The 25,114-nt window shown below is 72.2% G+C and carries 17 protein-coding genes; 3 read left to right on the top strand and 14 right to left on the bottom strand.

Going from position 1 to position 25,114, the window contains the following annotated elements; translation table 11 throughout:
• Position 1: 1 nt before the first annotated feature.
• The 9 genes from M8C17_RS05000 to M8C17_RS04960 form a co-directional block, all read right to left on the bottom strand.
• The gene (locus M8C17_RS05000) at positions 2-784 is read right to left on the bottom strand and encodes a (Fe-S)-binding protein (RefSeq protein WP_252415187.1); all 783 of its coding nucleotides are present in this window, start codon (positions 782-784) and stop codon (positions 2-4) included.
• Positions 785-786: 2 nt separating this feature from the next.
• Positions 787-2,226, bottom strand: coding sequence for a rhamnulokinase family protein (locus M8C17_RS04995; RefSeq protein WP_252415186.1), 1,440 nt, complete (start codon positions 2,224-2,226; stop codon positions 787-789).
• A gap of 30 nt (positions 2,227-2,256) precedes the next feature.
• Complete coding sequence (locus M8C17_RS04990; RefSeq protein WP_252415738.1) at positions 2,257-4,290, bottom strand: bifunctional aldolase/short-chain dehydrogenase; 2,034 nt, start codon at positions 4,288-4,290, stop codon at positions 2,257-2,259.
• A gap of 37 nt (positions 4,291-4,327) precedes the next feature.
• Positions 4,328-5,509: an L-rhamnose isomerase gene (gene rhaI, locus M8C17_RS04985; protein WP_252415185.1), complete on the bottom strand. Its 1,182-nt coding sequence runs from the start codon at positions 5,507-5,509 to the stop codon at positions 4,328-4,330.
• Positions 5,506-5,907: an L-rhamnose mutarotase gene (locus tag M8C17_RS04980; protein WP_252415184.1), complete on the bottom strand. Its 402-nt coding sequence runs from the start codon at positions 5,905-5,907 to the stop codon at positions 5,506-5,508. Before M8C17_RS04980 ends, rhaI begins: the two co-directional genes overlap by 4 nt.
• Before the next feature lie 65 nt (positions 5,908-5,972).
• Entirely contained in the window at positions 5,973-7,058 is a 1,086-nt protein-coding gene (gene rhaS / locus M8C17_RS04975; RefSeq protein ID WP_252415183.1) for a rhamnose ABC transporter substrate-binding protein, read from the bottom strand.
• A gap of 37 nt (positions 7,059-7,095) precedes the next feature.
• Positions 7,096-8,151 (bottom strand): ABC transporter permease, encoded by a 1,056-nt coding sequence (locus tag M8C17_RS04970; RefSeq protein ID WP_252415182.1) that lies wholly within the window; start codon positions 8,149-8,151, stop codon positions 7,096-7,098.
• Positions 8,141-9,202: an ABC transporter permease gene (locus M8C17_RS04965; protein WP_252415181.1), complete on the bottom strand. Its 1,062-nt coding sequence runs from the start codon at positions 9,200-9,202 to the stop codon at positions 8,141-8,143. The genes M8C17_RS04970 and M8C17_RS04965 overlap by 11 nt, the downstream gene beginning before the upstream one ends.
• On the bottom strand, positions 9,199-10,722 hold the full coding sequence (locus tag M8C17_RS04960) for a sugar ABC transporter ATP-binding protein (RefSeq protein WP_252415180.1): 1,524 nt from the start codon (positions 10,720-10,722) through the stop codon (positions 9,199-9,201). The genes M8C17_RS04965 and M8C17_RS04960 overlap by 4 nt, the downstream gene beginning before the upstream one ends.
• 307 nt (positions 10,723-11,029) lie before the next feature.
• Here M8C17_RS04960 and M8C17_RS04955 point away from each other — a divergent pair, with 307 nt between their 5' ends.
• On the top strand, positions 11,030-12,061 hold the full coding sequence (locus tag M8C17_RS04955) for a LacI family DNA-binding transcriptional regulator (RefSeq protein WP_252415179.1): 1,032 nt from the start codon (positions 11,030-11,032) through the stop codon (positions 12,059-12,061).
• A gap of 70 nt (positions 12,062-12,131) precedes the next feature.
• Here M8C17_RS04955 and M8C17_RS04950 read toward each other — a convergent pair whose 3' ends face one another.
• Positions 12,132-16,778 carry a family 78 glycoside hydrolase catalytic domain gene (locus M8C17_RS04950; protein ID WP_252415178.1) on the bottom strand — a complete coding sequence of 1,549 codons (4,647 nt, stop codon included), beginning with the start codon at positions 16,776-16,778 and terminating at the stop codon, positions 12,132-12,134.
• 58 nt (positions 16,779-16,836) lie between these two features.
• Positions 16,837-19,593, bottom strand: coding sequence for a family 78 glycoside hydrolase catalytic domain (locus tag M8C17_RS04945; RefSeq protein WP_252415177.1), 2,757 nt, complete (start codon positions 19,591-19,593; stop codon positions 16,837-16,839).
• Positions 19,594-19,849: 256 nt separating this feature from the next.
• Between M8C17_RS04945 and M8C17_RS04940 the strand changes: the two genes are divergently transcribed.
• A complete protein-coding gene (locus M8C17_RS04940) occupies positions 19,850-20,947 on the top strand; it encodes a glycoside hydrolase family protein (protein WP_252415176.1) in 1,098 nt (365 codons plus the stop codon).
• A 6-nt stretch (positions 20,948-20,953) separates the two neighbouring features.
• On the opposite strand, the gene M8C17_RS04935 is transcribed toward M8C17_RS04940, so the two are convergent.
• From M8C17_RS04935 to M8C17_RS04925, 3 genes are all read right to left on the bottom strand, one after another.
• Positions 20,954-21,847, bottom strand: coding sequence for an NAD(P)-dependent oxidoreductase (locus M8C17_RS04935; protein WP_252415175.1), 894 nt, complete (start codon positions 21,845-21,847; stop codon positions 20,954-20,956).
• Between the two features lie 99 nt (positions 21,848-21,946).
• Entirely contained in the window at positions 21,947-23,938 is a 1,992-nt protein-coding gene (locus M8C17_RS04930; RefSeq protein ID WP_252415174.1) for a beta-propeller domain-containing protein, read from the bottom strand.
• A 166-nt stretch (positions 23,939-24,104) separates the two neighbouring features.
• Positions 24,105-24,554 carry a VOC family protein gene (locus M8C17_RS04925; protein WP_252415173.1) on the bottom strand — a complete coding sequence of 150 codons (450 nt, stop codon included), beginning with the start codon at positions 24,552-24,554 and terminating at the stop codon, positions 24,105-24,107.
• 123 nt (positions 24,555-24,677) lie between these two features.
• Here M8C17_RS04925 and M8C17_RS04920 point away from each other — a divergent pair, with 123 nt between their 5' ends.
• Positions 24,678-25,112 carry a TIGR03668 family PPOX class F420-dependent oxidoreductase gene (locus M8C17_RS04920; protein WP_252415172.1) on the top strand — a complete coding sequence of 145 codons (435 nt, stop codon included), beginning with the start codon at positions 24,678-24,680 and terminating at the stop codon, positions 25,110-25,112.
• Positions 25,113-25,114: the final 2 nt, after the last annotated feature.

The raw sequence follows: 25,114 nt of genomic DNA, 5'->3' as shown, positions 1-25,114 counted from the left end.
GTCACGCCGTCACCACGCCGCTCTGCCGCTGCGCCCGCTCGACCGGCCCACCGCTGGTCTCGGTGCTGGCAAGGATCTCCGCGAGGTGCACGGTCCGCACGCCGGCCCGCAGGCGGGACAGCCCACCGCCGATGTGCATCAGGCAGGAGGCGTCCCCCGCGGTGCAGACGTCAGCCCGGGTGGCCAGCACGTGGCGCATCTTGTCGGCCAGCATCGCCGTCGAGGTGTCCGCGTTCTTCACCGAGAACGTGCCACCGAAGCCGCAGCACTCCTCGGCCTGCGGCAGCTCCACCAGGTCCAGGCCGCGCACCTCACGCAGCAACCGCAGCGGCTTGTCCCCCACCCGGATCATCCGCAGCGAGTGGCAGGTCGGGTGGTATGTCACCCGGTGCGGGTAGAAGGCGCCGACGTCGGTCACCCCGAGCACGTCGACGAGCAGCTCGGACAGCTCGTACGTGCGGCTGGCGACCTCCTCGGCCCGACTGGCCAACCGCTCGTCACCCGCGCCCCGGGCCACCACCGCGTGCTGGTGGCGCACCGAACCGACGCACGAGCCGGAGGGCGCGACCACCACGTCGTACGGTGCGAAGGTGCGCACGTGCCGGCGTACCAACCGCACCGCCTCGTCCGGGTAGCCGGTGTTGATGTGCATCTGCCCGCAGCAGGTCTGGTCCCGCGGAAAGACGACCTCGTGGCCGAGCCGTTCCAGGAGCCGCACCGTCGCCTTGGCCGCCTCGGGAAACAGGGTGTCGGCCAGGCAGGTGACGAACAGGGCTATTCGCATCCTCAGTCCTCCCATCCGAGACGCCGGGCGGCCGCCCGCCACGTCGTCTCGGCGCCGCGTGGCTCGTAGCGCACGATCTGCTGGGTCTCGCGCAGCACGGCCCGCAGCGCCGACAGGTCGCCGCCGACCACGCCGAGGGAGCGGGCCTGCACGAGAACGTTACCCAACGCGGTGGCCTCGACCGGCCCCGCGAGCACCGGCAGCCCGCAGGCATCGGCGGTGAGCTGGCACAGGAGCTCGTTGCGGGCGCCGCCGCCGACGATGTGCACGGCGTCGACGTGCCGAGCGGCGAGCAGTTGCGCCTGACGGACCGCGCGCCGGTGCGCCAGCGCGAGGCTGTCGAGGATGCACCGGACCGTGGCCGCCGGGGTGGTCGGCACCGGCTCCCCCGCGCGGCGGCAGGCGTCGGCGATGCGTGCGGGCATGTCGCCGGGTGGCAGGAACGTGGGGTCGTCGGGGTCCACGACGGAGCGGAAGGCCGGTTGGACGGCCGCCTGCCGGAGCAGGGCGGGCAGGTCGGTGGTGCCCCAGGTGCGCAGCGACTCCTGCAGCGGCCAAAGGCCCATGACGTTGCGCAGGTAGCGGATCGTGCCGTCGACGCCGGACTCGTTGGTGAAGTTGGCCCGCCGGCTCTGCTCGCTGAGTACCGGGGCGTCCAGCTCGACCCCGACCAGGGACCAGGTGCCGCAGGAGATGTAGGCGAAGTGCTCGCTCGCCGCCGGCACGCCCACCACGGCCGACGCGGTGTCGTGTGACCCCACCGCCACCACGTCGGGGTTTCCGGGCAGGCCCAGTGCGGGCAGGGCCGGGCCGATCCGGGTGCCCGGCTCCCGCAGCGGTGGGAACAGCTCGGCGCGGATGCCCGCGTCGGCCATCAGGTCGGTCGCCCAGGCGCGGCGACGCAGGTCGTACAGCTGGGTGGTGGAGGCGTTGGTGACCTCAGCGCCGATCTCGCCGGTGAGCCAGTACGCGATGAGGTCGGGGATCAGCAGCAGCCGGTGCGCCATGTCCAGCTGTGGTGTGCCGGCTGCGGCGACGAGCTGGTAGAGGGTGTTGAACGGCAGGTGCTGCAGACCGGTCGTGGTGTAGAGCCGCTCCGGCCCCACCTGCTCCGCCACCCGGTCACCGACGCCGTCGGTACGCCCGTCGCGGTAGTGCACCGGATTGCCGAGCAGCGCGCCCGTCGCGTCCAGGAGTCCATAGTCGACCGCCCACGTGTCGACGCCGATGCTGGCGACCGGGCCGGCGGCGTGCAGGCCGTCGAGGACGCCTCGGTACAGCGCCAGGACGTCCCAGTGCAGCGTGCCCGCCACCCGCACCGGTTCGTTGCGGAACCGGTGCGCCTCCGCCAGCGCCAGCTCCCCGGGGGCGACGCGGGCGGCCATGACGCGGCCGCTGGACGCACCCAGGTCGACGGCGGCGAGGCGCACGGCACCGCTCACCACATCGTCCTCATCTCCGGTGGACCGTGCTCAGCGCAGGAACGCCGCGGCGACGCCGGCGTCCACCGGGATGTGCATTCCCGTCGTGTGCGAGAGCTCCCCACCGGTGAGCACGAACACCGCGTTGGCGACGTGCTCGGGCAGCACCTCGCGCTTGAGCAGCGTGCGCTGGGCGTAGAACTCACCGAGCTTCTCCTCCGGCACGCCGTAGACGGCGGCCCGCTGGGCTCCCCAGCCACCGGCGAAGATGCCGGAGCCACGGACCACCCCGTCCGGGTTGACGCCGTTGACCCGGATGCCGTGGCCGCCGAGTTCGGCGGCGAGCAACCGGACCTGGTGTGCCTGATCCGCCTTGGCCGCACCGTAGGCCACGTTGTTCGGCCCGGCGAACAGGGAGTTCTTGCTGGAGATGTAGACCAGGTCCCCGCCCATCCCCTGCGCCAGCATCACCCGCGCGGCCTCCCGGGAGACGAGGAAGGAGCCCTTGGCCATCACGTCGTGCTGGATGTCCCAGTCGGCCTCGGTCGTCTCCAGCAGCGACTTGGACAGCGACAGCCCGGCGTTGTTCACGACCAGGTCCACGCCACCGAAGGCGAGCACCGCCTCACGCAGGGCGCTGGCCACGGCGTCCCCGTCGCTGACGTCGGCGGCGACGGCGACCGCCACGTCCGTGGTGCCGATCTCGGCGGCGACGGCGGCGGCCGCCTCCGCGTCGCGGTCGGCGACCACGACGCACGCGCCCTCGGCGGCGAGCCGGTGGGCGATCGCCCGGCCGATGCCGGAGCCACCGCCGGTGACGAACGCGATCCGCGTGGCGAGGGCCTTCGGCTTCGGCATGCGCTGGAGCTTCGCCTCCTCCAGGGCCCAGTACTCGATCCGGAACTTTTCGGCCTCGTCGATCGGCGCGTACGTCGACACGGATTCCGCGCCACGCATGACGTTGATGGCGTTGACGTAGAACTCGCCGGCGACCCGGGCGGTCTGCTTGTTGGCCCCGAAGCTGAACATGCCGACGCCCGGCACCAGGACGACGGCCGGATCGGCACCTCGCATCGGAGGGCTGTCCGGGCCGGCGTGCCGCTCGTAGTAGGCGCGGTAGTCGTCGCGGTAGGAGGCGTGCAGCTCCGTGAGGCGGGCGGTCACGTCCTCGATCGGGGCGGTGAGCGGCAGGTCGAGCACCATGGGGCGGACCTTGGTGCGCAGGAAGTGGTCCGGGCAGGAGGTGCCGAGGGCGGCGAGCGCGGGATGCTTCTCCCGCGCCACGAAGTCCAGCACCACGTCACTGTCGGTGAAGTGACCCACCTGCGGTCGGTCGGTGGACGCGAGGCCACGCAGCACCGGGAACAGCGCGGCCGCCCGACGCCGTCGCTCGTCGGTCGGCAGTGGCTCGTAGCCGCTGACGACCGGGCCGAGCGGTTCGGCCGCACCCCGCTGGTCGAGGTACGCCTGCGCGGACCGGATGATCTCCAGCGAGTTGCGTTCGCACTCGTCGCTGGTCGCGCCCCACGCGGTGATCCCGTGCCCACCGAGGATCACACCGATCGCCTGCGGATTGGCCCGCGCCACCGCGGCGATGTCCAGGCCGAGCTGGAAGCCCGGCCGCCGCCACGGGACCCACGACACCCGGTCGCCGAAGATCTCCTTGGTCAGCTCCGGCCCGTCCACGGCCGCGGCGATGGCGATGCCGGCGTCGGGGTGCAGGTGGTCGACGTGCGCGGCGTCGACCAGCCCGTGCATCGCGGTGTCGATGGACGGCGCGGCGCCGCCGCGACCGTGCAGGCAGTAGTCGAACGCGGCGACCATCTCGTCCTCCCGGTCGATCCCGGGGTAGACCTCGACGAGCGAGCGGAGCCGGTCCAGCCGGAGTGCGGCCAGACCGGCCGGGGTGAGGGTGCCGAGGTCACCGCCGGAACCCTTGACCCAGAGCAGTTCGACGGGGCCGCCGGTGACCGGATCGGTGTCCACACCCTTGGCGGAGGTGTTGCCACCGGCGTAGTTCGTCGTCGTCGGGTCGGCACCCAGCCGGTTGCTGCGCGCGATCAGCGCCTGAACCTCGGATTGCATCGTCCTCACGTCCCCAGTCTGCGTTCTTCGGTGGTGGTCAGGCGCCCCAGCCGGCCTGCTGGCCGTCGGCGCGTTCGGCGCGGATCTTCTCGAAGTACCCGGAGCGGGCGTACGCCGCCATGGGGTCCGGATCGAGGCCCAGGTCGGTACGGAGTTCGGCGAGCAGCGGCCGGACGTCGGTGTTGTACGCGTCCATCAGCGCGGCGTTGGCGCCGAGCACGTCGCCGGCCTGCTGTGCGGCGGCGAGCGTCTCCGGGTCGACGAGCAGCGCCTTGGCCGTCGCCTCCTGCACGTTGAGCACCGAACGGATGATCGCCGGGATCTTCGGCTCGATGTTGTGGCACTGGTCGAGCATGAAGGCGATGCCGGCCTCGGGCGCCAGCGCGTCGCCGCGGACGATCTCGTGCATGATCCGGAACAGCTGGAACGGGTCCGCGGAACCGACCATCAGGTCGTCGTCGGCGTAGAAGCGGGAGTTGAAGTCGAAGGCGCCGAGCTTTCCGGCGCGCAGCAGGATCGCCACGATGAACTCGATGTTGGTGCCCGGCGCGTGGTGCCCGGTGTCGATGACCACCTGCGCCTTCGGGCCCAACTGGAGGCAGTGCGCGTACGCGGTGCCCCAGTCCGGCACGTCGGTGGCGTAGAAGGCCGGCTCGAACAGCTTGTACTCCAGCAGCAGCCGTTGGCCCTCGCCGAGCCGGTCGTACGTCTCGCGCAGCGCCGCCGCGAGCCGGTCCTGCCGGGCGCGGATGTCGTCCTGGCCCGGGTAGTTGGTGCCGTCGGAGAACCAGAGCTTCAGGTCGCGCGAGCCGGTGCGGTCCATGATGTCGACGCACTCGAGCAGGTGGTCGATCGCCTTGCGGCGTACCCCCGGATCCGGGTTGGTGACGCTGCCCAGTTTGTAGTCGTTGTCCTGGAAGACGTTGGCGTTGATCGCGCCCAGGCTGACGCCGTGGTCGGCCGCGTAGGCGGCCAGGTCGGCGTAGTCGTCGACGCGGTCCCACGGGATGTGCAGGGCCACCGTCGGTGCCACGCCGGTGAGCTGGTGCACGACCGCCGCGTCGGCGATCTTCTCGTACGGGTTGCGCGGCACGCCCTCCTGCGGGAACACCTTGAACCGGGTCCCCGAGTTGGCGTACGCCCAGGACGGGGTTTCGATGCGCTGGGCGCGCAGGGCCCGCTTGACCCGTTCGAGGGTCTGCGCGTCGGGCTGCGTCATGGGGTTTCTCCCGTCTTCGCGGCGGGCCGCGTCTCAGGCTCGGTGGCGAGCCGCGTCGCACGTGCCGCGACGAGCTGCGCCTCAAGGTTGAAGACCTCGTCCAACGGCCGCATGGCGCGGTCGGGGGCGCCGTGGTCGAGGTCGACGAAGTAGGGCGCCATCTCCGCCTGCCACCGGGCGTTGACGTCGCTGGTCTGCATGGCGGCCTGGGCGGCCGCGAAGTCGTCGGTGACCAGGTAGCCCACCAGCAGCCCGTCCTCGCGGAGGAAGAGCGAGTAGTCGTGCCAGCCGCTCTCGGCCAGGGCGGTGAGCATCTCCGGCCAGACCCGCGAGTGGCGGGCGCGGTATTCGTCCAGGCGGTCGGGGTCGACCTGGAGGGTGAAGCAGACGCGGGGCATGGTTCTCCTGTCGGCTCCCCCGGTCGGTGCGGCGCGGCGTGCGCCGGCACCGACCGGGAGTGCGGTCAGAACTGGAACTGGTCGATGTTGTTCTTGTCGAAGACGGTGGGCGGGCCGAGGACGACCACCCCGTCCTTGCCGACGGTGAACTCGCCGAGCTTGCCGGCCTTGAACTTGTCGCCCTCGGCGCCGGTGATCTGACCGGAGGCCAGTGCGGCGCCGGCGTACGCCGCGAGGTAGCCGAGGTCGGCCGGGCTCCACAGGGCGAACGCGTCGACGGTGCCGTCCTTGACGTACTGGCGCATCTGGTTCGGGGTGCCCAGCCCGGTCAGCTTGACCTTGCCCTTGTACTGCGACCCGCTCAGGTAGCGGCCGGCCGCCGCGACGCCGACCGTGGTCGGGGAGATGATGCCCTTGAGGTTGGGGTACGACTGCAGCAGACCCTGGGTCTCCTGGAAGGACTTCTGGTCGTCGTCGTTGCCGTACGCCACGGTGACCAGCTTGATCTTGCTGTACTCGGGCTTCTTCAGCTCGTCCTTCATCAGCGCGATCCAGGCGTTCTGGTTGGTCGCGTTGGCGGTCGCGGACAGGATGGCGATCTCGCCTTCGCCGCCGATCTGCTCGGAGATGAGCTTGACCTGGTTCTCGGCGATGCCCTCGGCGGTCACCTGGTTGACGAAGATCTGCCGGCACTCCGGCTTGGTGTCGGAGTCGAAGGTGACGATCTTCGCGCCGGCCGCCTTGGCCTGGTTGAGGGCCCCGCAGATCGCGTTCGGGTCGTTGGCCGACGTGACGATCACGTCCATGCCCTGCTGGGACAGGGTGTTGATGTAGCTGACCTGGGACGAGGCGCTGGCCTCGGAGGGGCCGACCTCCTTGAACTCACCCTTGATCTCGGTGACCGCGTCCTTGCCGCCGTTGTCCGAGACGGTGAAGTAGGGGTTGTTCAGCGCCTTCGGCAGGAAGGCGATCTTGAGCCCTTCCTTGATGGCGGCGTCGGGATTGGCGGCGCCGCTGGCCTGGTTGCCGGCGCCGGCGTCGTTGCCGGAGTTGTCCCGGGTGGTGCCGCCACAGGCCGTGGCGCTGAGCAGCAGTGCGGCGAGGGTGAGGCTGGTGGCCCCGACACGGAGGCCTCTGCGGTACGCGGACATCGTCATCCTTCCGGGGGTGGTTGGTGCGCGGGGGACGTCACGAAGCGGCGGGGTGCCGCTGTCGTCGACGGTGCAGCCGGGCGCGGACGTCCGCGACGGCGTTGGGCAGCACGACGGACGCGATGAGCAGGGTGCCGGTGACGATCGTCAGCGCGTTGGCGTCGACGTCGGCGAGTTGCAGCGCGTTGCGCAGGACGCCCAGGAGCAGGACGCCGGCCAGCACACCGAGCAGCGCACCCCGACCGCCGAAGATCGAGACACCGCCGAGCAGCACGGCGGTCACCACGGTCAGTTCCAGGCCGGTGGCGTTGTCGCCGCGCGCGCTGGCGTACCGCAGGGTCCAGAGGATGCCCACCAGCCCGCACACCGCGCCGGAGACCACGAAGAGCCAGAACTTCGTCCGGGCCACCGAGACGCCGGTGAACGTGGCGGCCTGGTCGTTGTTGCCGATGGCGTAGAGCGCCCGGCCGGCCGCGGTGGCGTGCAGCACGACCCCGAAGATCACCGCGAGCACCAGCAGCGGGACCACCACGACCGGGATCGACGTGCCGGGGATGGTGCGCACCACGGCGGCGGTCCAGTCGGCCGGGAAGTCCGCGACGGCCTGGTCGCCGAGCACGACGAAGGACAGGCCACGGTAGAGGGCCAGCGTGCCGATGGTCACCGCCAGCGACGGCAGGCCGAAGCCGGTGACGAAAAGGCCGTTGACCGCGCCGAGCACGGCGCCGAGGAGCACCACGAGGACGCAGATCAGCTCCAGGGACAGCCCACTGGAGAGCCAGAGCTGCCCCATCAGGGTGCTGCACAGGCCGACCATGCTGGCCACCGAGAGGTCGATCTCGCCGGTGATCACGATCAGGGTCATCGGCAGCGCGATGAGCGCCAGCGGCACCAGGTCGAGCAGCAGGAACTGGGCGTTGCGGCCGGTGGCGAAGTTCTCCACGGTCAGGCTGGCGACGAGCACGGCCACCACGAGAGCGGCGACGACCGCCACGTCCCAGGAGCCGAGCAGCCCGCGCAGGCTGGCGAGGCGGCCCGCGCCGGGCTCGGCCTCGGCGGTGGGCGGTGCCGCGTACAGGCTGTCATGCGCCATGTGCGCTTCTCCCTCGGAGCCGGGCCGCCACCCGCAGGGCCAGGACCCGGTCCAGCCCGATGGCGGCGAGGATGAGTGCGCCGACGACGGCCTGCTGCCAGAACGGGTCGATGCGCAGGACGGCGAGCGAGCTGCCGATCGTGGTCAGCAGCACGGCGCCGAGCGCCGCGCCGTAGGCGCTTCCGCTGCCCCCGAAGATCGCCACCCCACCGACCACCGCAGCGGCGACGACCTGGAGTTCCAGGCCGGTGCCGGCGGCCGCGTCGAGGGTGCCGAACCGGGCCGCGTACAGCACCCCGGCCAGGCCGGCGAACGCGCCGCTGGCGACGAACACGGCGAACACCCGCCGCCCCACGGGGATGCCGGACAGCCGGGCGGCGGCCGGTTCGGAGCCGATCGCGTACAGCTCGCGGCCACTGCGGTAGGAGCGCAGGTAGAAACCGACGACGGCGACGACGACCAGCGCGACGAGGAACAGCACGGGTACGCCGAGCACCGTCTGGTTGCCCAGCCGCAGGAACGACGGGGGCATGTCGGCGGCGTTGATCTGACTGCCGGACGCCCAGTAGTAGTCGATGCCGCGGAAGGCGTAGAGGGTGCCCAGCGTGATGACCAGGGCGGGCACCCGGGCCACCGCGATCAGGCCGCCGTTGACCGCACCGCACAGGGCGCCCAGCGCGACGCCCACGACGAGCGCCACAGGCCAGGGCGTGCCGGGCGCGGAGAGGAACAGCGAGCCGGTGGCGAAGGCGACCAGACCCAGGATGGATCCGACGGAGAGGTCGACGTTGCGGGTGATGATGACCAGGGTCTGGCCGACCGCCAGGATCACGAGGATCGCGCATCCCAGCAGCAGGTCCTTGACGCTCTGGCCGCTGAGGAACCGGTCGTTGCGCACGGTGGTCACCAGGACCAGCAGGCCGAGCGCGATCAGCAGGCTCAGCTCGCGTACGGCCAGCAGCCGCTCGGTGAGGCCGCGGCGCTGCCGGCCGGGGTCGCTCGGGGCGTTCCCGGCTGCCCGTTCGGGCGCGCCGGCGTCGGTGAGGCTCATGCGGTCGCTCCTTGACCGGTGGCGGCGAACATGATGGAGGTCTCGTCCGCCTCGTCCCGGGGCAGTTCGCGGACGAGCCGTCCCTCGTGCATGACCAGGACCCGGTCGGCCATGCCGAGCACCTCGGGCAGTTCGCTGCTGATCATGAGGATGGCCAGGCCCTCACCGGCCAGCTCCGAGAGCAGCCGGTGCACCTCGGACTTGGTGCCGACGTCGATGCCGCGGGTGGGTTCGTCGATGATCAGGACCCGTGGTTCGGTGGCGAGCCACTTGGCGAGCACGACCTTCTGCTGGTTGCCCCCGGAGAGGGTCGCCACGGGTGCGCCGAGCCGGGAGGTCTTCACCTGCAGCCGCCGCGTCCAGTGGCGGGCCTCGGCACGCTCGGCGGCGCCCAGCAGGAGGCCCAGCCGGCTCAGTGCCCGGCGGCGGGCGAGGGTGGCGTTGCGCTCGACCGAGAGCTCCATGACCAGGCCCTGCTGCCGTCGGTCCTCGGGGACCAGCGCCATGCCGGCGGCGATCGCCCGGCCCGGGTTTCCCGCCGGGACGGCTCGGCCGGCCACCAGCACCTCGCCCGCGTCGTAGCGGTCGACGCCGAAGACGGCACGGGCGACCTCGCTGCGGCCGGCGCCAACCAGCCCGGCGAGCGCCACGATCTCCCCGCCCCGGACGGAGAACGACACGTCGGTGAAGACGCCGGCCCGGGTCAGCCCACGGACCTCCAGCAGCGTGTCCCGCAGCTCGGCGTCCTGCTTCGGATAGAGGGAGGCGACGTCCCGGCCGACCATGCGTCGCACCACCTCGTCGACCGTGAGGTCGGTGGCGCGGTCGCTGGAGACCCAGGCGCCGTCGCGCAGCACGGTGACGCGGTGACACAGGTCGAACACCTCGTTGAACCGGTGCGAGATGAACAGCACGGCAGCCCCGTGCTCGCAGAGCGACCGGGCGACCGCGAAGAGCCGCTCGACCTCCACACCGGAGAGCGCGGCGGTGGGCTCGTCCATGACCAGGACGCGGGCGTCGAACGAGATCGCCTTGGCGATCTCGACGAGCTGCTGGTCGGCGATGGAGAGCCCACGGGCGGGACGGGTCGGGTCGATCCGGACGCCCAGCCGCTGGAACAGCCGCTCGGCGTCGCGGTTCATCGCGGTGGTGTCGATGCGGCGCAGACCACGAAGCGGTTGCCGGCCCATGAAGATGTTCTCCGCCACGGACAGGTCCGGGAAGAGCGTCGGTTCCTGGTAGATGACGGCGATGCCGGCGGCACGGGCGTCGGCGGGGCCGCGCAGCCGCAGCGGCTGCCCGTCCAGGGTCATGGCGCCCGCGTCCGGTGCGTGGGCGCCGGCCAGGATCTTGACGAGGGTGGATTTGCCCGCCCCGTTCTCGCCGACCAGGGCGTGGGCCTCACCGGAGTGCAGGGCCAGGTGCACCCCGCGCAGCGCGGCGACGGCCCCGAAGGACTTCGTCACGCCGTCGAGGACCAGCAGCGGAGCACCGTCCGTGCCTGGTGCGTCGGCGGTCATCCGATCCCCTCCTGAATCGTTTCATGAGTCGTGCATGGACCGTAGGGGCCGCCCTTCGAGAGCGTCAAGAGTTTCGCCGTGATTTCTTCCCCGTTGCCGACGCCGCCCTCGACGACCGACGGGTCGGTGGCGCCACACGAGGTGCCGCAGGTCGGCTAGATGAAACGTTTTAGCCGCTATACACTGCCGGGGCGACCCGGTCGAGCCGTCCCACGCGACGCGTTCGGGACTTCCCGGGGATCGCCGCGACCGTGACGTCCACGCCGGGCGTGGGGCCGCGACCACCGTACGGAGCGTCGAGGGAGCCATGGCAACGGCGAACATCAAGGAGGTCGCCCGGCACGCCGGCGTCTCCCTCGGCACCGTGAGCAACGTGCTCAACCGGCCCGACATGGTCGCCCCCGCCACCCGCCAACGGGTGCTGGACGCCATCACCACCCTCGGCTACGTCCGCAACGACTCCGCCCGCCAACTGCGTGCCGGGCACAGCCGCACCGTCGCCATCGTCGTCCTGGACGTGGCCAACCCGTTCTTCACCGACGTCGTCCGCGGCGCCGAGCAGGTGATCGAGGAAGCCGGCGCCATGCTGGTCGTCTGCAACAGCGGCGAGGACAGCGCCCGCGAGCGCCGCCACCTGGAGCTGCTGGAGGAGCAGCGGGTCCGGGGCGTGCTCATCACCCCGGTCGACCACGGCCCGCAACCCAATCTCGACAAACTCATCGACCGGGGCATCCCGGTGGTGCTGGTGGACCGGGGCACCGGCCGGGTGAACCGCTGCTCGGTGGCGGTCGACGACGTCCTCGGCGGCCGGCTCGCCATGGACCACCTGCTGGACCAGGGCCACCACCGCATCGCCTACCTCGGCGGCCCCCTGTCCATCGCCCAGGTCGCCGACCGGCACGCCGGCGCCGCCGCGGCACTGGAGGAGCGGGGCGGCGACGCCGAGCTGCGCGTTGCGGTGACCACCAGCCTGACCGTCGCCGCCGGCCGGCGCGCCGCCGAGGAACTGCTGACGCTGCCGGCCCGGCAGCGCCCCACCGCCGTCTTCTGCGCCAACGACCTGATCGCCCTCGGCGTACTGCAGGAGCTGACCGCGCGCGGCCTGCGGGTGCCGGCCGACGTGGCCATCGTCGGCTACGACGACATCGAGTTCGCCGACGCGGCGGCGGTGCCGCTGTCGTCGGTGCGTCAGCCCCGCGACCAGCTCGGCCGCACCGCGGCGCAGATGCTGCTGGAGGAGGCCGAGTCCCGCGACACGCACCGGCACCGGCACGTGGTGTTCCAACCGGAGCTGGTCGTCCGTCGCTCCAGCGACCAACCCCGGCGCACCCGCCGCTGACGGCGGCCGCCCCACACGACCGGGAAGCCGGGCGGTTGCCCGCCCGGCTCCCCGTCACCGCGCCGCCCGGTCAGCTCGCCGGTACGGCCTTGGCCCAGACGTCGGCGATCGACGGGTCGTAGCCGTCCCCGGTGTCCTGGAACCGCACCCGCACGAGCCCGTCGCGGGTGGCGTCCGGTAGGTCGACGGCGAACTGGTAGCTGACCGTGCCGGCCCCGCCCGCCGTGCGCCGCCACGAGCGGGTGTGCGCCACCACCCCGTCCACGACCACCTCGTAGTCCTTCAGCTGCGGCCCGTCGTACGTCTCGATCGCCCGCAGGACGAAGGGCCTGCCGGGCTCGACGGCGAGGTCGAACTCGAACCAGCCGCCGGGGCGGGTCGTGTCCGTGTACCGGCGGGTCAGCCCGGCCTCGGTGCTGGTGGCCGAGTAGGTCGAGGCGGCGAGGCGGTGCGCCTGCTCGGACGCCACGGCGCCGAGGTCGACGTGGTCGTACGCACCCGGTGGCGGGTCGTCGAACCGGACGGGGACGGTGAGGGTGTGCCGTTCGGCCGCCGTGCCGCCGGTGGCGACCGTGACCTCAACCGTCCCCTGCGTGACCGACACCGGCGCGGTGAGGACGGTCGACACGGTGGTCTCCGCACCGGGGGCGAGGTCGTACCCGGCGGTCACCGGCGCCACCCGCCAGCCGTCCGGCGCGGTGACGGTGAGCTGCCCCGCCACCCGCACGCCGGCCCGGTTGCGCAGCACCGTACCGACGGTCGTGGCCGTGCCGGGCGTCACCTCGGCCGGGGTCGGCGCCGCCGACACGATCTGCACCGCGGGCGCGACGACGACGGTTCCCGCGACGGGCAGGGTGGCGCTGCCGCCCCGGTGGCGGTAGCTGGCGGTGCCCTCGACGGCCCCGGTCACCGGTGCCTGACCGGCAGGGATCCGCAGGTCGTAGCGGTGGCTGACGGCGCCGCCCGGTGCGACCGTGGTGGCCGGTCCGCCGACCGGTGTCACCGTCCAACCGTCGGGTGCTCGCAGCTCGGAGGTCACCCCGGTCAGCGGGTCCGGCCCCCCGTTGGCCACCACGACGGTGGCGCGTACGACGTCGCCGGGCAGCCGCTCCCCCACCGGCAGGTCGAGCTTGACCACGGCGCCGACCAGGGTCGACGACGCCGCGGAGAGCCGTTGGTCGACCCGGGTGAGCAGCGCGGTGAACCGGTCGGCATGGGCCTGGTCGAGGCGACCCGCGGCGACCTGGGTCCGCAGCCACCGGGCCGTGTCGGCGGCGGTGGCCAGTGCCCGGTGGACGTCCCCGGCGGCCGAACGGGAGTTGCCCGCCAGGTACGCCGTCCGCGCCGCCGTCGTCTCGGTGGAGAGTCGGCCGAACCTGCCCCGCAGGTACTCGGCCACCGGTCGACCGATCGCACCGGCGAGCTGGTCGGTGAGCGTCACCAGCTCCCGTGCCGCGTCGCCGGCGTCGCCCAGGTCGCCGAGCACCCGGTCGATGGCGAACGAGTAGGTGCCGGACCCGATCTCGTAGACGGCGACGGCGCCGTCCATGCGGACGAACCGCACACCGTCGGCCTGCGCCGCCGGCCGACCGCCCTCCGTGACGGCGTTCCGCCCGGGTGCCGGCAGACGCACGGTCGCCGAGGTGTTCGCGGGCAGGGTGAGGCGCAGCCGCATGTCGCCGCGGGCGTCGAGCGTCCAGTCGCTGCCGATCGGCCCGTACGCCGAGCGGTACGACGCCTTCGCCGAGGTGAGGTCGCCACCGGGCTGGGGGGCGAAGGTGAGGTGCGCGTACCCGGGGTTGCCGGCGTCGGGTTGGATGCCGGCCACGGTGCGGTACATCCAGTCGCCCACCGCGCCGTAGGCGTAGTGGTTGAAGGAGTTCATCGACACGTCGCCGAAGCTGCCGTCCGGCATGATCGAGTTCCAGCGCTCCCAGATCGTGGTCGCGCCCTTGGCGATCTCGTAGCCCCACGACGGGTAGGTGTCGTTGAGCAGCAGCCGGTAGGCGACGTCCAGGTGCCCGGTGTCACTGAGCGCCGGCAGCAGGTCCGGGGTGCCGAGGAAGCCGGTGGACAGGTGCCAGTCGTGTCGTTGCACGTTGGCGACCAGCCGGTCGGCCGCCCTGGACCGCAGCGGGTCGGGCAGCAGGCCCATGCCGACGGCCAGCACGTACCCGGTCTGGCTGTCGCCCTGCACCGTGCCGTCGGCCGAGACGTACGCGTCGACGAACGCCTGGGCGATGTCCTTCGACAACGCCGCGTAGCGGGCGGCGTCGGCGTCCCTGCCGATGGCGGCGGCCATCTGGCCCAGCAGCCGGATGCTGTGGGCGTAGTAGGCGGTGCCGACGACACCGGCGGGCGTCGGGTCGTCGAGGTTGAGCCAGTCGAGGTACGGGCCGGCATTCGTCCGCAGGTGGCCCGAGCTGGTGCTCTCCAGCCAGGACGCGTACCGCGCCATCGACGCGTAGTGCTCCTCCACCACGCGGGTGTCGCCGTAGCGCTGCCAGAGCGCGTACGGCACGGTGATGCCGGCGTCGGCCCATCCGGTCGCGCCGTCGCCGCAGCAGGCGCGGGGCGCCACATCGGGGTACGCGCCGTTGGTCGACTGCGCGTCGCGCAGGTCCTGCAACCACTTGGTGAGGAACGTCAGGCTGTCCATGTTGAACGTCGCGGTGTTGGCGAAGACGTTGATGTCCCCGGTCCAGCCGAGCCGCTCGTCCCGGGCCGGTGTGTCGGTCGGGATCGACAGGAAGTTGCCGCGCTGCCCCCAGGTGATGTTGCTGTGCAGCTTGTTCACCATCGCGTTGGACGTCTCGAACTCGCTGGTGAGCTCACCGTCGGTGTGCATGACCAGGCCGGTCACCGACGACAGGTCGGGGGTGCCCGGATAGCCGGTCAGCTCGACGTAGCGGAAGCCGTGGAAGGTGAACGTCGGTTCGTACACCTCGGCCCCGCCGCCCCGCAGGGTGTAGTGGTCGGTGGCCCGGGCCGTCCGCAGGTTGGCGGTGTACGCGGTGCCGTCGGGGTTGAGCACCTCGGCGTGCCGGATGCGGACCGTCGCGCCGGCCTGGCCGGCGACCTTCAGCCGCACCTTGCCCACCATGTTCTGGCCGAGGTCGAAGATCCAGGTGCCGGGGGTGGGTTGGGTCAGTGCCTTCGCCGGCAGTTCCTGGGTGACCCGCACCGGCGGGTCGACCTGGGCGACGATCCGGTCGGTGGCGTCGACGTCGTCGACGGTGGCGGGCGACCAGCCGGAGTCGTCGAACCCGGGTCGGTCCCAGCCGGCCGGCAGCCGCCGCGCGTCGTAGGTCTCGCCGTGGATCAGGTCGCTCTGCAGGAACGGTCCGGCCGTGGCGCGCCACGAGCCGTCGGTGCCGATCGTCTCGCTGCGCCCGTCGGTGTAGTCGATCAGCAGTTGCGCGCTGAGGTGCGGCCGGGAGCCGTAGAAGTCGCTGCCGAACCAGGCGATGCTGCCGGCGTACCAGCCGTCGCCGAGCAGCGCGCCGAGGGCGTTGTCACCCGAGCGGAGCTGGCCGGTCACGTCGTACGTCTGGTACTGCACCCGCTTGGCGTAGTCGGTCCAGCCGGGTGCCAGCTCGTGGTCGCCGACCCGCTGACCGTTGAGCGACAGCTGGTAGACGCCGAGAGCGGTGGCGTAGATGCGGGCCCGGGCGACCGTGCCGTCGACCCGGAAGCCCCGGCGCAGCAGCGGGTTCGCGTCCAGCGCGGCGAGCATGGCCTCGGTGTCGCCGGCCACCCGCAGGCCGCCGGGGGTGGCCGTGCCCGCGCCGAACGGGTTCGCGCCGTCGGTGAGCGGTGCCGCGAAGAGGGTCTTGTCGCCGCTGGTCACCGAGAAGTCGGAGAAGACGCCGCTCTCCACCCCGTTGGTGCGCAGGCCGACCGCGCCGGCCCGGTGCGCGGTGTTCCGGGTGACGTCGACCTGGGTGTCGTCGACCCAGGTGGTGATGGTGTCACCGGCCGCGGTGATGCGCAGCGTGTGCGGCGCGGTCAGCTTGTCGGCCGGTACGACCCCGCCGAGCGGCACCTCCTTGAGCAGGGTCCAGGCGCCGTTGACCCGTACGTGCGGGCGCAGTTTCGCACTGCCGCCGGTGCTGGAGAACTGCCACATGTACGCGTTCGCCGGGCCGCGGGCGCGCAGGTAGATACCGGCCGCGTCGCGTTCCAGCCGTACCGTCGTCCGCACCGTGTAGTCGGTCCAGGACTCGGTCGGCGACGGCATGCCGACCCAGTCGGCCTGCCAGCCGTCGGCACCCCGTACGCCGGTCTCCCACGACGCGGGCGCGCTCCACCCGGAGGTGCGGCCGGCGGTGTCCCAGACCCGGACCTGCCAGGCGTACCGGGTGCGTGGTCGCAGTTGCGGGCCGGCGTACGGGACGAGGGTGCTCTCCCGCGACCGCACGCGACCGCTGTCCCAGACGTCGGCCTCGTCGAGCCGGGCCGGGCTCGTGGCGACCCGCACCTGGTACGACTCCTGGAGCACGCCCCGGGCGGTGGCCTCGACGCGCCACCCGAGGCGGGGCTTCGCCACGTCCAGCCCGATCGGTTCGGTGGCCCGTTCGGTGGTCAGGCCGGTCACGGTCAGCGCCGGGGCCGCCGGCGCGGCGGCGGCCGGGCCCGGCACCACCATCGGCGTCAGGCCGAGCAGTAGCACGAGAAGCGCGGAGGGTGCGGCGCGGCGCCGCGTCAAGCGCATCATTCCTGGTCCTCATCCTTCCGGTGGTGGCGGTAGGCCATGGACGGCCTCGAACGGGAGGTCAGCGCGGCTGGGCCGCCGGACCGGCGACCGGGTGGAAGCTGGACCGGCCGGAGCCCACCTCGAAGACGGCGCGGCCGTCCTCGACCCCCACGAAGGTGGCCCTGCTCGGACCGGCGGCCCGGTAGGACTTTCCGGGGAGAACGGGCAGCGCGACCCGGGCGGTGACGTTGACCGGCACGTCGAGGTCGACGCGCAGGCCGGCGCCGGTACGTCGCCAGTCGAGGCGGACCGGCCCGCGCTGGGTCGGCACCGTGCCACTGGCCCGGTCGAGCCCGACGGCGGGCGGGACGACGTCGACCACGGCGGCACCCGGGCTGGCGGTGCGGACGCCCAGCAGGGTCTCCTGCACGTCGACGACCGCCTGCGCTCCCCAGCCGTGCGACTGACTGAAGTTGCTGCCGGGGTCGAGGGTCCATGCCTCCCAGGTGAAGGTGCCGCCCTGGGCGAGGATGTTCGCCCAGCCCAGGTCGTCCGGGTTGGTCAGCAGCCGCAGCACCGCGTCGGGCCGGTCGGCGTCGGCGAGCGCGCGCAGCAGCCAGTGGGCGGTCATCGGCCCCTGCTTCATGCCCATCGACGCGATGTGGTCGGCCAGCGCCGGCAGGTCGGCCCGTGGTGCCACCCCGTGGGCGACGGCGTACGAGGTGGCGTGCTGCCCGGCGTGGCCGCTGCGCTCGCCGGTGGCCGACAGTCCGTCGACATAGCTGCCGTCGGCGGCGCGCAGCGCGGTGTTGATCGCGTCGGTGAGGTCGGCGGCCCGCCCGTCGTACGCGGTCACCTCGTCGGCGGGCCGGCCCAGCGCCTCGGCCATCCGGGCGGTGGTCCGCAGCACGTCGACGCCCTGGGCGTTGATGGTGGTCCGGGCGGCGGTGGTCATGTCGTAGCCGAAGCGGCCGGGCTCGGGCCAGTCGACGATGCCGTAGCGGTAGGCGCCGCTCCCGCCGGACAGGTCGGTGACCAGGCCGGCGGTGGGGCCGGTGGCCGGGATGTGGCGCAGCACGTACTCGGCGGTGTCGCGGATGGCCGGGTACGCCTCGGCCAGCAACTCCCGGTCGCCGGTCTCGGTCCAGTACCGCCACACCCAGTCGACGAACATCAGCGAGTAGTCGGGGATGTCGCGCTTGCCGTCACCGTTGGGGTAGACGGCGTTGTAGCGGCCACGGTCGGCCTCGGCGATCCAGTAGCGGGCGGCCGAGCGGAGGAACTCACGAATGGCCTGCTGGGTGGCGTCGCGCTCGCCGAAGGCGGCCATCGTGGCGTACGAGATGTTCGCGGCGTCGCCGAGGAACTGGCCCTTCTCCCGGGTGGGAGTGTCGACGAACGCCTCCTGCACGGAGTAGATCGCGGACCGCTTCATCATCGTCCACACCGCGTCGAGCGTCGCGTCGGAGCTGGTGAAGCTCGCCTGGCTGCCGGCGGGTACGTCGGTGTGCACCACGACGGCGGAGACGTCGCGCGCCGAGATCGTCTCGCCGGCGCCGGGGATCTCCAGGTAGCGGAAACCAAGGTGGGTGAAGGCCCGGAACTCCTGTGCCCCGCTCTTCTGCAGGTACGGGAAGGCCATGTTGGTGCCCTGTGATTCCAGGGTGGACGTGGCGACCCGGCCGGTGTCGCTGAGGGTGTAGCCGGCCCGCAGGTCGACCGTGCGCCCGGCCATGCCGGCGTCGAACCGGACGACCGGACGGGCGGGGATGACCACGCCGAAGTCCGCGACGACGGTGCCGTCGGCGGCGGTACGCATCGCGACCGGGGCGACCGTGGTTTCGACCTGCCGGGTCTCCTGCCCGAACAGGTGCGGGGACGACGCGGTGGGATGCGCGCCGAGCACCTCGGCGGCGGTGAAGCCGGCGGCGCTGTCGTCGTAGCCGGGCCGCATCCAGCCGGCGACCTCGGCCCGGGCGTCCTGCCGCTCGACCCGGTCGCCCTCGCCGTTGCGGCGCTCGGCGTTCGCGACGAACCGCGTGTCCCGGGCGACCCGCCAGGAGCCGCCGGTCCCGTACACCTCACGGGTGCCGTCGGCGTGCTCGACGACCAGCTTCATCAGCAGGCCACGGGCACCCGTCGGGCGACCCTGGCCGCTGCCGTACCAGTGGTAGCGCACCCCGATGACCAGCGGTGCGCCTGCCTTCACCAGGTTGGTGACGTCGGCTGCCTGGTAGTAGTCCTCCCCCGGGTAGGCGAAGGAGGTGCCCCGGTCGGCGCGGGTGCCGTTGAGGTAGAGCTCGTAGGTGTGGTCGGCGGCCGTGTAGGCGCGGGCGCGGACGACGCGGCTGGCGTTGGGGCGTACCTCGGTGCGGGCGAGGGTGTAGTCGTCGGCCTCGGTGGTGGCGCGACGGATCCAGGCGGCGCCCTCCCACTGGGTGTCGGCGATGCCGGTCTCGAAGGCGCCGGTGGCGGGCGGGGACTGCCGGTCGGTGCGGTCCCAGGTGCGGACGGTCCACTCGTACGCCGAGGCGGGGCGCAGGGCGGGTCCCGCGTACGGCACGTAGGACTGCTGGTCGGAGGCGACCTTGCCGGAGTCCCACACCCGGTCGCCGCCGGTCGCGGTGACCGTGATCCGGTAGGCGGTCTGCGTCTCACCGGGGTCGGCGTCGCGGGGCAGCCAGCCGAAGCGTGGAGCGCCCTCGACGTTGAGTGGGCGACTTCGGTCGCCAACCGTCAGCGCGACCGGTGCACCCGGGGCGTGCCCCCGCGATGCCAGTGCCGGTGGGGCTCCAGTGAGGACGACCGCGACGACTGTCGCCGCTGCCAGGAGCACTGCTGTCCGACGCCGCCGGGCTGCCGACCGGATTCCGGGAGTATGACGAGTCACGCGGGCCTCCGCTCAATGAATCGTTTCAGGCAGGCTACGCGCTCGTTGTGGTCAAGTGAAGACGTTCACTGGGTCCGGTTCCGACCGCACCGGAAACTGTTATCCCGCCACGGCCGGCAAGTCTCCTGAAGGGAGGCGCCAACGGGTTGCCTCACCACCGCCTCCATCAGGCAGCGATGGACCACGCGAAGGAGTCGAGACGATGCACGCAACCGGCCGGGGTGGACCCGACACCGGAAAGGCGACCCGGGGTGCCCACGCGGAGCGTCGGCGCGGGCTGCGCTGGCGTCTCCCGCTCGGCGCGAGGCGGGTGCTGTGGCCGGTCTCCGTGGCCGCCGTGGTCGCCGTACTGGTGACCGGGGTGGTCGTCGTGGTCCAACCGACCGGCCCGGCAGCCGCCCCGGCCACGACGCAGGCCGCCGAGACACCGGCATTCATCACCCCGTCGTCCAGCCCACCCACCGCCACGGCATCCGCCACCACCACGTCCCCGACGGCGACCCCGGCCGTCCGGAAGCCGAAGCCGACGACCGCGCGCCCGGCCGCCCCGGCGGTCACCTCGGTCACCTCGAAGAAGAAGGGCGTCGGTGTCTGGACCTTCGACGGCGTCAGCCAGGCACTGGCCAACTCGACGGCCAGTTGGTACTACACCTGGAACGTGGGCCACCAGGGCGTCACCACCCCGAAGGGCGGCGAGTTCGTCCCGATGATCTGGGGGGCGAAGAGCGTCACCGCCGGCAACCTGCAAGCGGCCAGGCAGAACGGCCGCCACCTGCTCGGGTTCAACGAGCCGGACATGGGCGGTCAGGCGAACATGAGCGTGGAACAGGCGCTGGAGCTGTGGCCGCAGCTGGAGGCGACCGGCCTCCCGCTGGGCAGCCCGGCCGTGGCGTGGGGCGGCGACCGGCCCGGCGAGTGGTTGGACCGTTTCATGTCCGGCGCGAAGGAGCGCGGCTACCGCGTCGACTTCATCGCCCTGCACTGGTACGGCGGCGACTTCACCACCACCAACGCGGTCAACCAGCTCAGGTCCTACCTCCAGGCGGTCCACGACCGCTACAGGCTGCCGATCTGGCTCACCGAGTTCGCGCTCATCGACTTCTCCAACGGCGTCCGCTTCCCCAGCCAGGCGCAGCAGGCCGCGTTCCTCACCGCCGCGACCCGCATGTTGAGCGGGCTGACCTGGCTGCACCGCTACGCCTGGTTCGGCCTGCCCGCCACGGACAAGGACCAGACCGGGCTCTTCCGCACCGGCAGCGAAGCCACCGCCGTGGGCCGCGCCTACCAGGCCGCACGCTGACCTGGACTACGTCAGGTTCACGTGGTCCCGCCACGAGTGCCGCGGCTCGTAGCCCAGCACCCGCCGCGCCTTGTCGATGCTGAGCAGGGTCTCGTGCTCGCCGAGCTCCCTGCGGACCTCGACACCCGGGTAGACCTCGGCCATCAGGCTGGCACTGGACCGGCTCATCACGGTGTCGGCGTTGGCGATGATGAAGACGTCGGCACCGGGCTGGTCATGGGCCAGTGCCCGCTCGACCGCCTGGGCCCCGTCGCGGGCGTCGATGTAGCCCCACAGGTTCCACCGGCGCAGCGCCGGGTCCGCGTCGAACGAGGGGAAGGGCGCGTAGTCCTCCACGTCCATCACGTTGGAGAACCGCAGGCCCACCATGACCAGCTCCGGGTCCCAGCGGCAGAAGTGCCGCGCCATCTCCTCCTCGAGCGCCTTGTTCAACGAGTACGTCGACTCCGGGCGCGGCGCGTACTCCTCGTCGACCGGCGCGTACGGCGGCGGGGTGTCGAACGGCAGACCGAGCACCGTCTCACTCGACGCCCACACCACCCGCTTGATCCCGGCCGCCCGGGCCGCCGCGAACACGTTGTACGTCGCCGCCGAGTTGTTCGCGAAGGTGGTCGCGTTGGACTGCAACCCCGGGGCCGGGACCGCCGCGAGGTGCACGATCGCGTCGATCCCGCCCGGGTGCTCGTCGGCGCCGCCGGTGAACGCCTCCACCACCTGCCCGTAGTCGGTCAGGTCAACGAGGAGGAACTCGCCCTGCACGTCGCGCGGGTCGCGGCCGCCGGCCCGGTCGACCGCCAACACGTCGACGCCGACGGCGCGCAGGTGGGCGACGACGGCGCGCCCGAGCTTGCCGGTGGCACCGGTGACGACGACACGCTTCGGCAGTACCTGTTGGGTCATGCTGACATCTTCTCCGGCGAGGCGCGATGCCCCGCACGCGGGTGCAGCCCGATCCGTTCCGGCGACGGCAAGCCATCGGACAGCCGGCCACCATGCCGTTCACGCCGTACGCAGCCAACCGAGGGTCTTCATCGTGGAGAGGCTGGTCGCCTTGAGGCCAGCGTCGGAAACGGTCCAGAGTATTCCGTCGACCACCAGTGACCGGCGGATCGGCGTCAGATCCTCGGGACGCCCCGTGCCCAGCGTGTGGTCGACCGTGCCGACCTGGGTGAACCCGCCGTCGCCGACCCGCAGTGCCAGCGCCATGTTGCTCGGCAGGCCCGGGCTGCGCAGGCCGTCCACCGCACCGGGTTCGCTCACGGCGTCCGCGCCGTGGACGGTCAGTGGGACCACGACCAGACGTTCGGTCGGCCAGTAGAGGAACGCGTGCGGGTCGAACTCCGCCTCGGAGTGCCCCTGTTTGACGTGATACTGGGCGACCCGGGTCGGCTTGGTCGGATCGGAGACGTCGAAAAGCGAAAGCTGTGTGCCCTGGACACGGCCCTGGTCGGACGCCTCCTGCCCGACGCCGAGCAGCCGTCCTTCGCCAGCCGGGTGCAGGTACGCCGAATACCCGTTGATCTTCAGGTCGCCGGTCACCTTCGGCGCCCTCGGATCACGCAGGTCGACGGTGTAGAGCGGGTCGGTCTGCCGGAAGGTGACGACGTACCCGGTGCCGCCGACGAACCGCACCGCGTATATCCGTTCCCCCTTGCCCAGTCCCGTGACTCTGCCGACCTGGGTCAGCGCCGTGCCGTCGGCGCGCAGGACGTACACGCTGGACGTCGAGTTCGGCTTGTCGCCCCAGGTACGGCCACTGGTGGTGGCCACTCTCAGGTGACCGTCCCACTCCGACATGGCGTACTGGTTGATGAGCCAGCCCGGGACGGACGCGGCGGCGACGTACCGCGGGGCACCCGCGCCCGAGATGTCGAACTGATAGATATCAGTGGTCTCGTCCCTGGGATCGGGTGCGGTGTTCCGCGCGGTCAGCATCGGCAGCACCCGCCAGCGCTGGTCGTTGGCGACGTACAGCCGGGGTCCGTTGCTGTAGACGGTGTCGCCATCGGCGATCACGGTGACCGGGTCGCCAGCGCCGAGCGTGGCCGCACCGAGGTCGAAGCTGAGCACGGTCACCAGCGACGTGCCGGAGTAGGCGGCCGGCCGGCTCACCCGTTCGCAGCCGACTCGTCCGGCGCTGGTTCGCCCGCCGGAGGTGACCTCGTACCGGGGCAGCCAGTCGTCCGCGGTGGCGTTGTCGATGATCTCGCGATTGGCGGTGGTGCGCTGCTCATCGGTGGCCCGTTCCCGGTGCGGGAAGTCCAGCCGGGGCGCGGAGCGGACCACGACCCGGACCGTCGTGCCGACCTGGCGGGCGTCCACCAGATTGCCGTCGATCCGGTATTCGCCGATGATCTTCGGCTCGCCGGACAGGTCGACCATGATCAGCCGGGGGCCGACGATACCGTCCGGCGTCGGGGCGTCCGTGACGCGCCCGCCTGCCTCGGGGACGGCGGGTTTCGCCATCCCGGCCCACCCGTCGCGGCGCAGCACCAGCGCCCGGTCACCGTGCAGCAGCAGGCCGTCTTCGGCCCCGCCGAACTGATCGGCACCCGGTGTCAGTTCCAGCTCTCCGGTCAGCCGGCGGCTGGCCGGGTCGACCACGTACAGCTTGCCGTGCTGCACGGTGACGATCCGCTTGCCGTCGGTCTTGACCAGGTCCGGTTCATCGGCCCCGGCCTCGTGCGTGTTGGTGCCCGAGTAGCCGGGGGCGGCAGCTTTGGAGGCCGCATCCGCCTGCCCCGCCGCGGCGGGCGCCGCAGCCTGTTCGGCGCGGCCGAGGGTACGGATGTCCCCGTCCGGCCCGAACCCCCAGGGCCCGACGTACGCCCTGGCAGCCGTCTTCAGCTGCCGTAGCGCCTCCGGGCAGGAGTCGAACGCGACGAGCCGGAATCCGCCGGCCGGCACTCCCCGGTCACGTGCCGGCACGGGGGCCGGCTCCGTCGTACAGCCGGTGACCAGCGCCAAGCCGGCGACCAGGGCCAGTCCCATGACGCGAGCTGGAGTCATGAATCGCGGGACGCCAGTCGCGGCCGTTGGATGGGACACGTGGGCGCTGCTACCCGTCATGCCCCCTACGACGTAGCTGCCCCGGGCTGGGTTCCCAGCATGCCGACCCCGCGCCGGGTAATCGACCGGGGGTGCGGGTGTCGGTCGCTCAGGCGGAGGCGGCGCGACCCATCTCGGCAAGGATCCCGGTGCCCTGACCGAGCTCGATCAGGTAGCCGTCCGGATCACGCAGGTAGCACCGGACCTCGACGCCATGGTCCTTCGGCTCGGTCAGGAACTCCCCACCCCGTGACCGCCACTGCTCGTAGACGGCTCGGACGTCGGTGACCCGGATGTTCATGGCGCTGCTGAGCGTCCGCGAATCCGGCGGCGCCTGCGCCTGCACACCCGGCTTGTCGTCAGTCGGGCCACCCTCGTCGTTGATCACGATGTAGCTGTTGTGGAACCGCAGGATCGCCGGCTCGCGTTCCCGCACCACCGTCGCCCCCAGCACCCGCTGGTAGAACTCCCGGGAACGGTCCACATCCCGCACGATCAGCAGGTGCGTCAGCACCAGCCCAGCCTCGGGCTGGAAGTAGTCGGGCGCTTCGCTCGCCATCACGCCTCCCCCGGGTCGGATCGGCAGGGCGTACCCGCGTGCGGCACCGGCACACCCACCGGCTCGACGACGCCGCGCCACAACGAGTCACCATGGCCGGTGTCGGCTGTTACCGTCAGGCCTGTGCCCGCCGACGAGATCCGGCATCGGGTCCGGTCGGCCAGGGTGGCCCGGCTGACCACCGTCGGGGCGGATGGGCGTCCACACCTGGTGCCCGTGTGCTTCGTGCTGCTCGAGGATGTCGTCTACCACGCGGTGGACGAGAAGCCCAAGCGCCACCGGCGGCTGCGCCGGGTGGAGAACATCCGGGCGACGGGGCATGCCTGCCTGCTGGTCGACGAGTACGACGAGGACTGGTCGCGGCTGTGGTGGGTCCGGCTGGACGGGCACGGCCGGCTGGTGGAGGACGGCGCGGAGGAGGCCGCGGCCCGCGCGGCGCTGGCCGACAAGTACCCGCAGTACGTTCAGCGGCCACCAGCCGGACCGGTGGTCGCGATCCGGGTGACCGGCTGGTCGGCGTGGACCGCGGCGGACGCGGCAGCCGACCCGGCCGGGTGAGC

The organism is Micromonospora sp. RHAY321 (genome assembly GCF_023896955.1).
Lineage (GTDB): Bacteria > Actinomycetota > Actinomycetes > Mycobacteriales > Micromonosporaceae > Micromonospora.
The sequence above is the reverse complement of the archived record's forward strand: the minus strand, read 5'-3'. Positions and strand labels throughout refer to the sequence as shown.

Coding starts and splice junctions, on each gene's coding strand:
- rhaI (WP_252415185.1), bottom strand. CDS start 5,509: ATGACGCAGCCCGACGCGCAGACCCTCGAACGGGTCAAGCGGGCCCTG.
- M8C17_RS04935 (WP_252415175.1), bottom strand. CDS start 21,847: ATGACCCAACAGGTACTGCCGAAGCGTGTCGTCGTCACCGGTGCCACC.
- M8C17_RS04955 (WP_252415179.1), top strand. CDS start 11,030: ATGGCAACGGCGAACATCAAGGAGGTCGCCCGGCACGCCGGCGTCTCC.
- rhaS (WP_252415183.1), bottom strand. CDS start 7,058: ATGTCCGCGTACCGCAGAGGCCTCCGTGTCGGGGCCACCAGCCTCACC.
- M8C17_RS04990 (WP_252415738.1), bottom strand. CDS start 4,290: ATGCAATCCGAGGTTCAGGCGCTGATCGCGCGCAGCAACCGGCTGGGT.
- M8C17_RS04925 (WP_252415173.1), bottom strand. CDS start 24,554: ATGGCGAGCGAAGCGCCCGACTACTTCCAGCCCGAGGCTGGGCTGGTG.
- M8C17_RS04930 (WP_252415174.1), bottom strand. CDS start 23,938: ATGGGACTGGCCCTGGTCGCCGGCTTGGCGCTGGTCACCGGCTGTACG.
- M8C17_RS04970 (WP_252415182.1), bottom strand. CDS start 8,151: ATGGCGCATGACAGCCTGTACGCGGCACCGCCCACCGCCGAGGCCGAG.
- M8C17_RS04965 (WP_252415181.1), bottom strand. CDS start 9,202: ATGAGCCTCACCGACGCCGGCGCGCCCGAACGGGCAGCCGGGAACGCC.
- M8C17_RS05000 (WP_252415187.1), bottom strand. CDS start 784: ATGCGAATAGCCCTGTTCGTCACCTGCCTGGCCGACACCCTGTTTCCC.
- M8C17_RS04950 (WP_252415178.1), bottom strand. CDS start 16,778: ATGATGCGCTTGACGCGGCGCCGCGCCGCACCCTCCGCGCTTCTCGTG.
- M8C17_RS04980 (WP_252415184.1), bottom strand. CDS start 5,907: ATGCCCCGCGTCTGCTTCACCCTCCAGGTCGACCCCGACCGCCTGGAC.
- M8C17_RS04960 (WP_252415180.1), bottom strand. CDS start 10,722: ATGACCGCCGACGCACCAGGCACGGACGGTGCTCCGCTGCTGGTCCTC.
- M8C17_RS04940 (WP_252415176.1), top strand. CDS start 19,850: ATGCACGCAACCGGCCGGGGTGGACCCGACACCGGAAAGGCGACCCGG.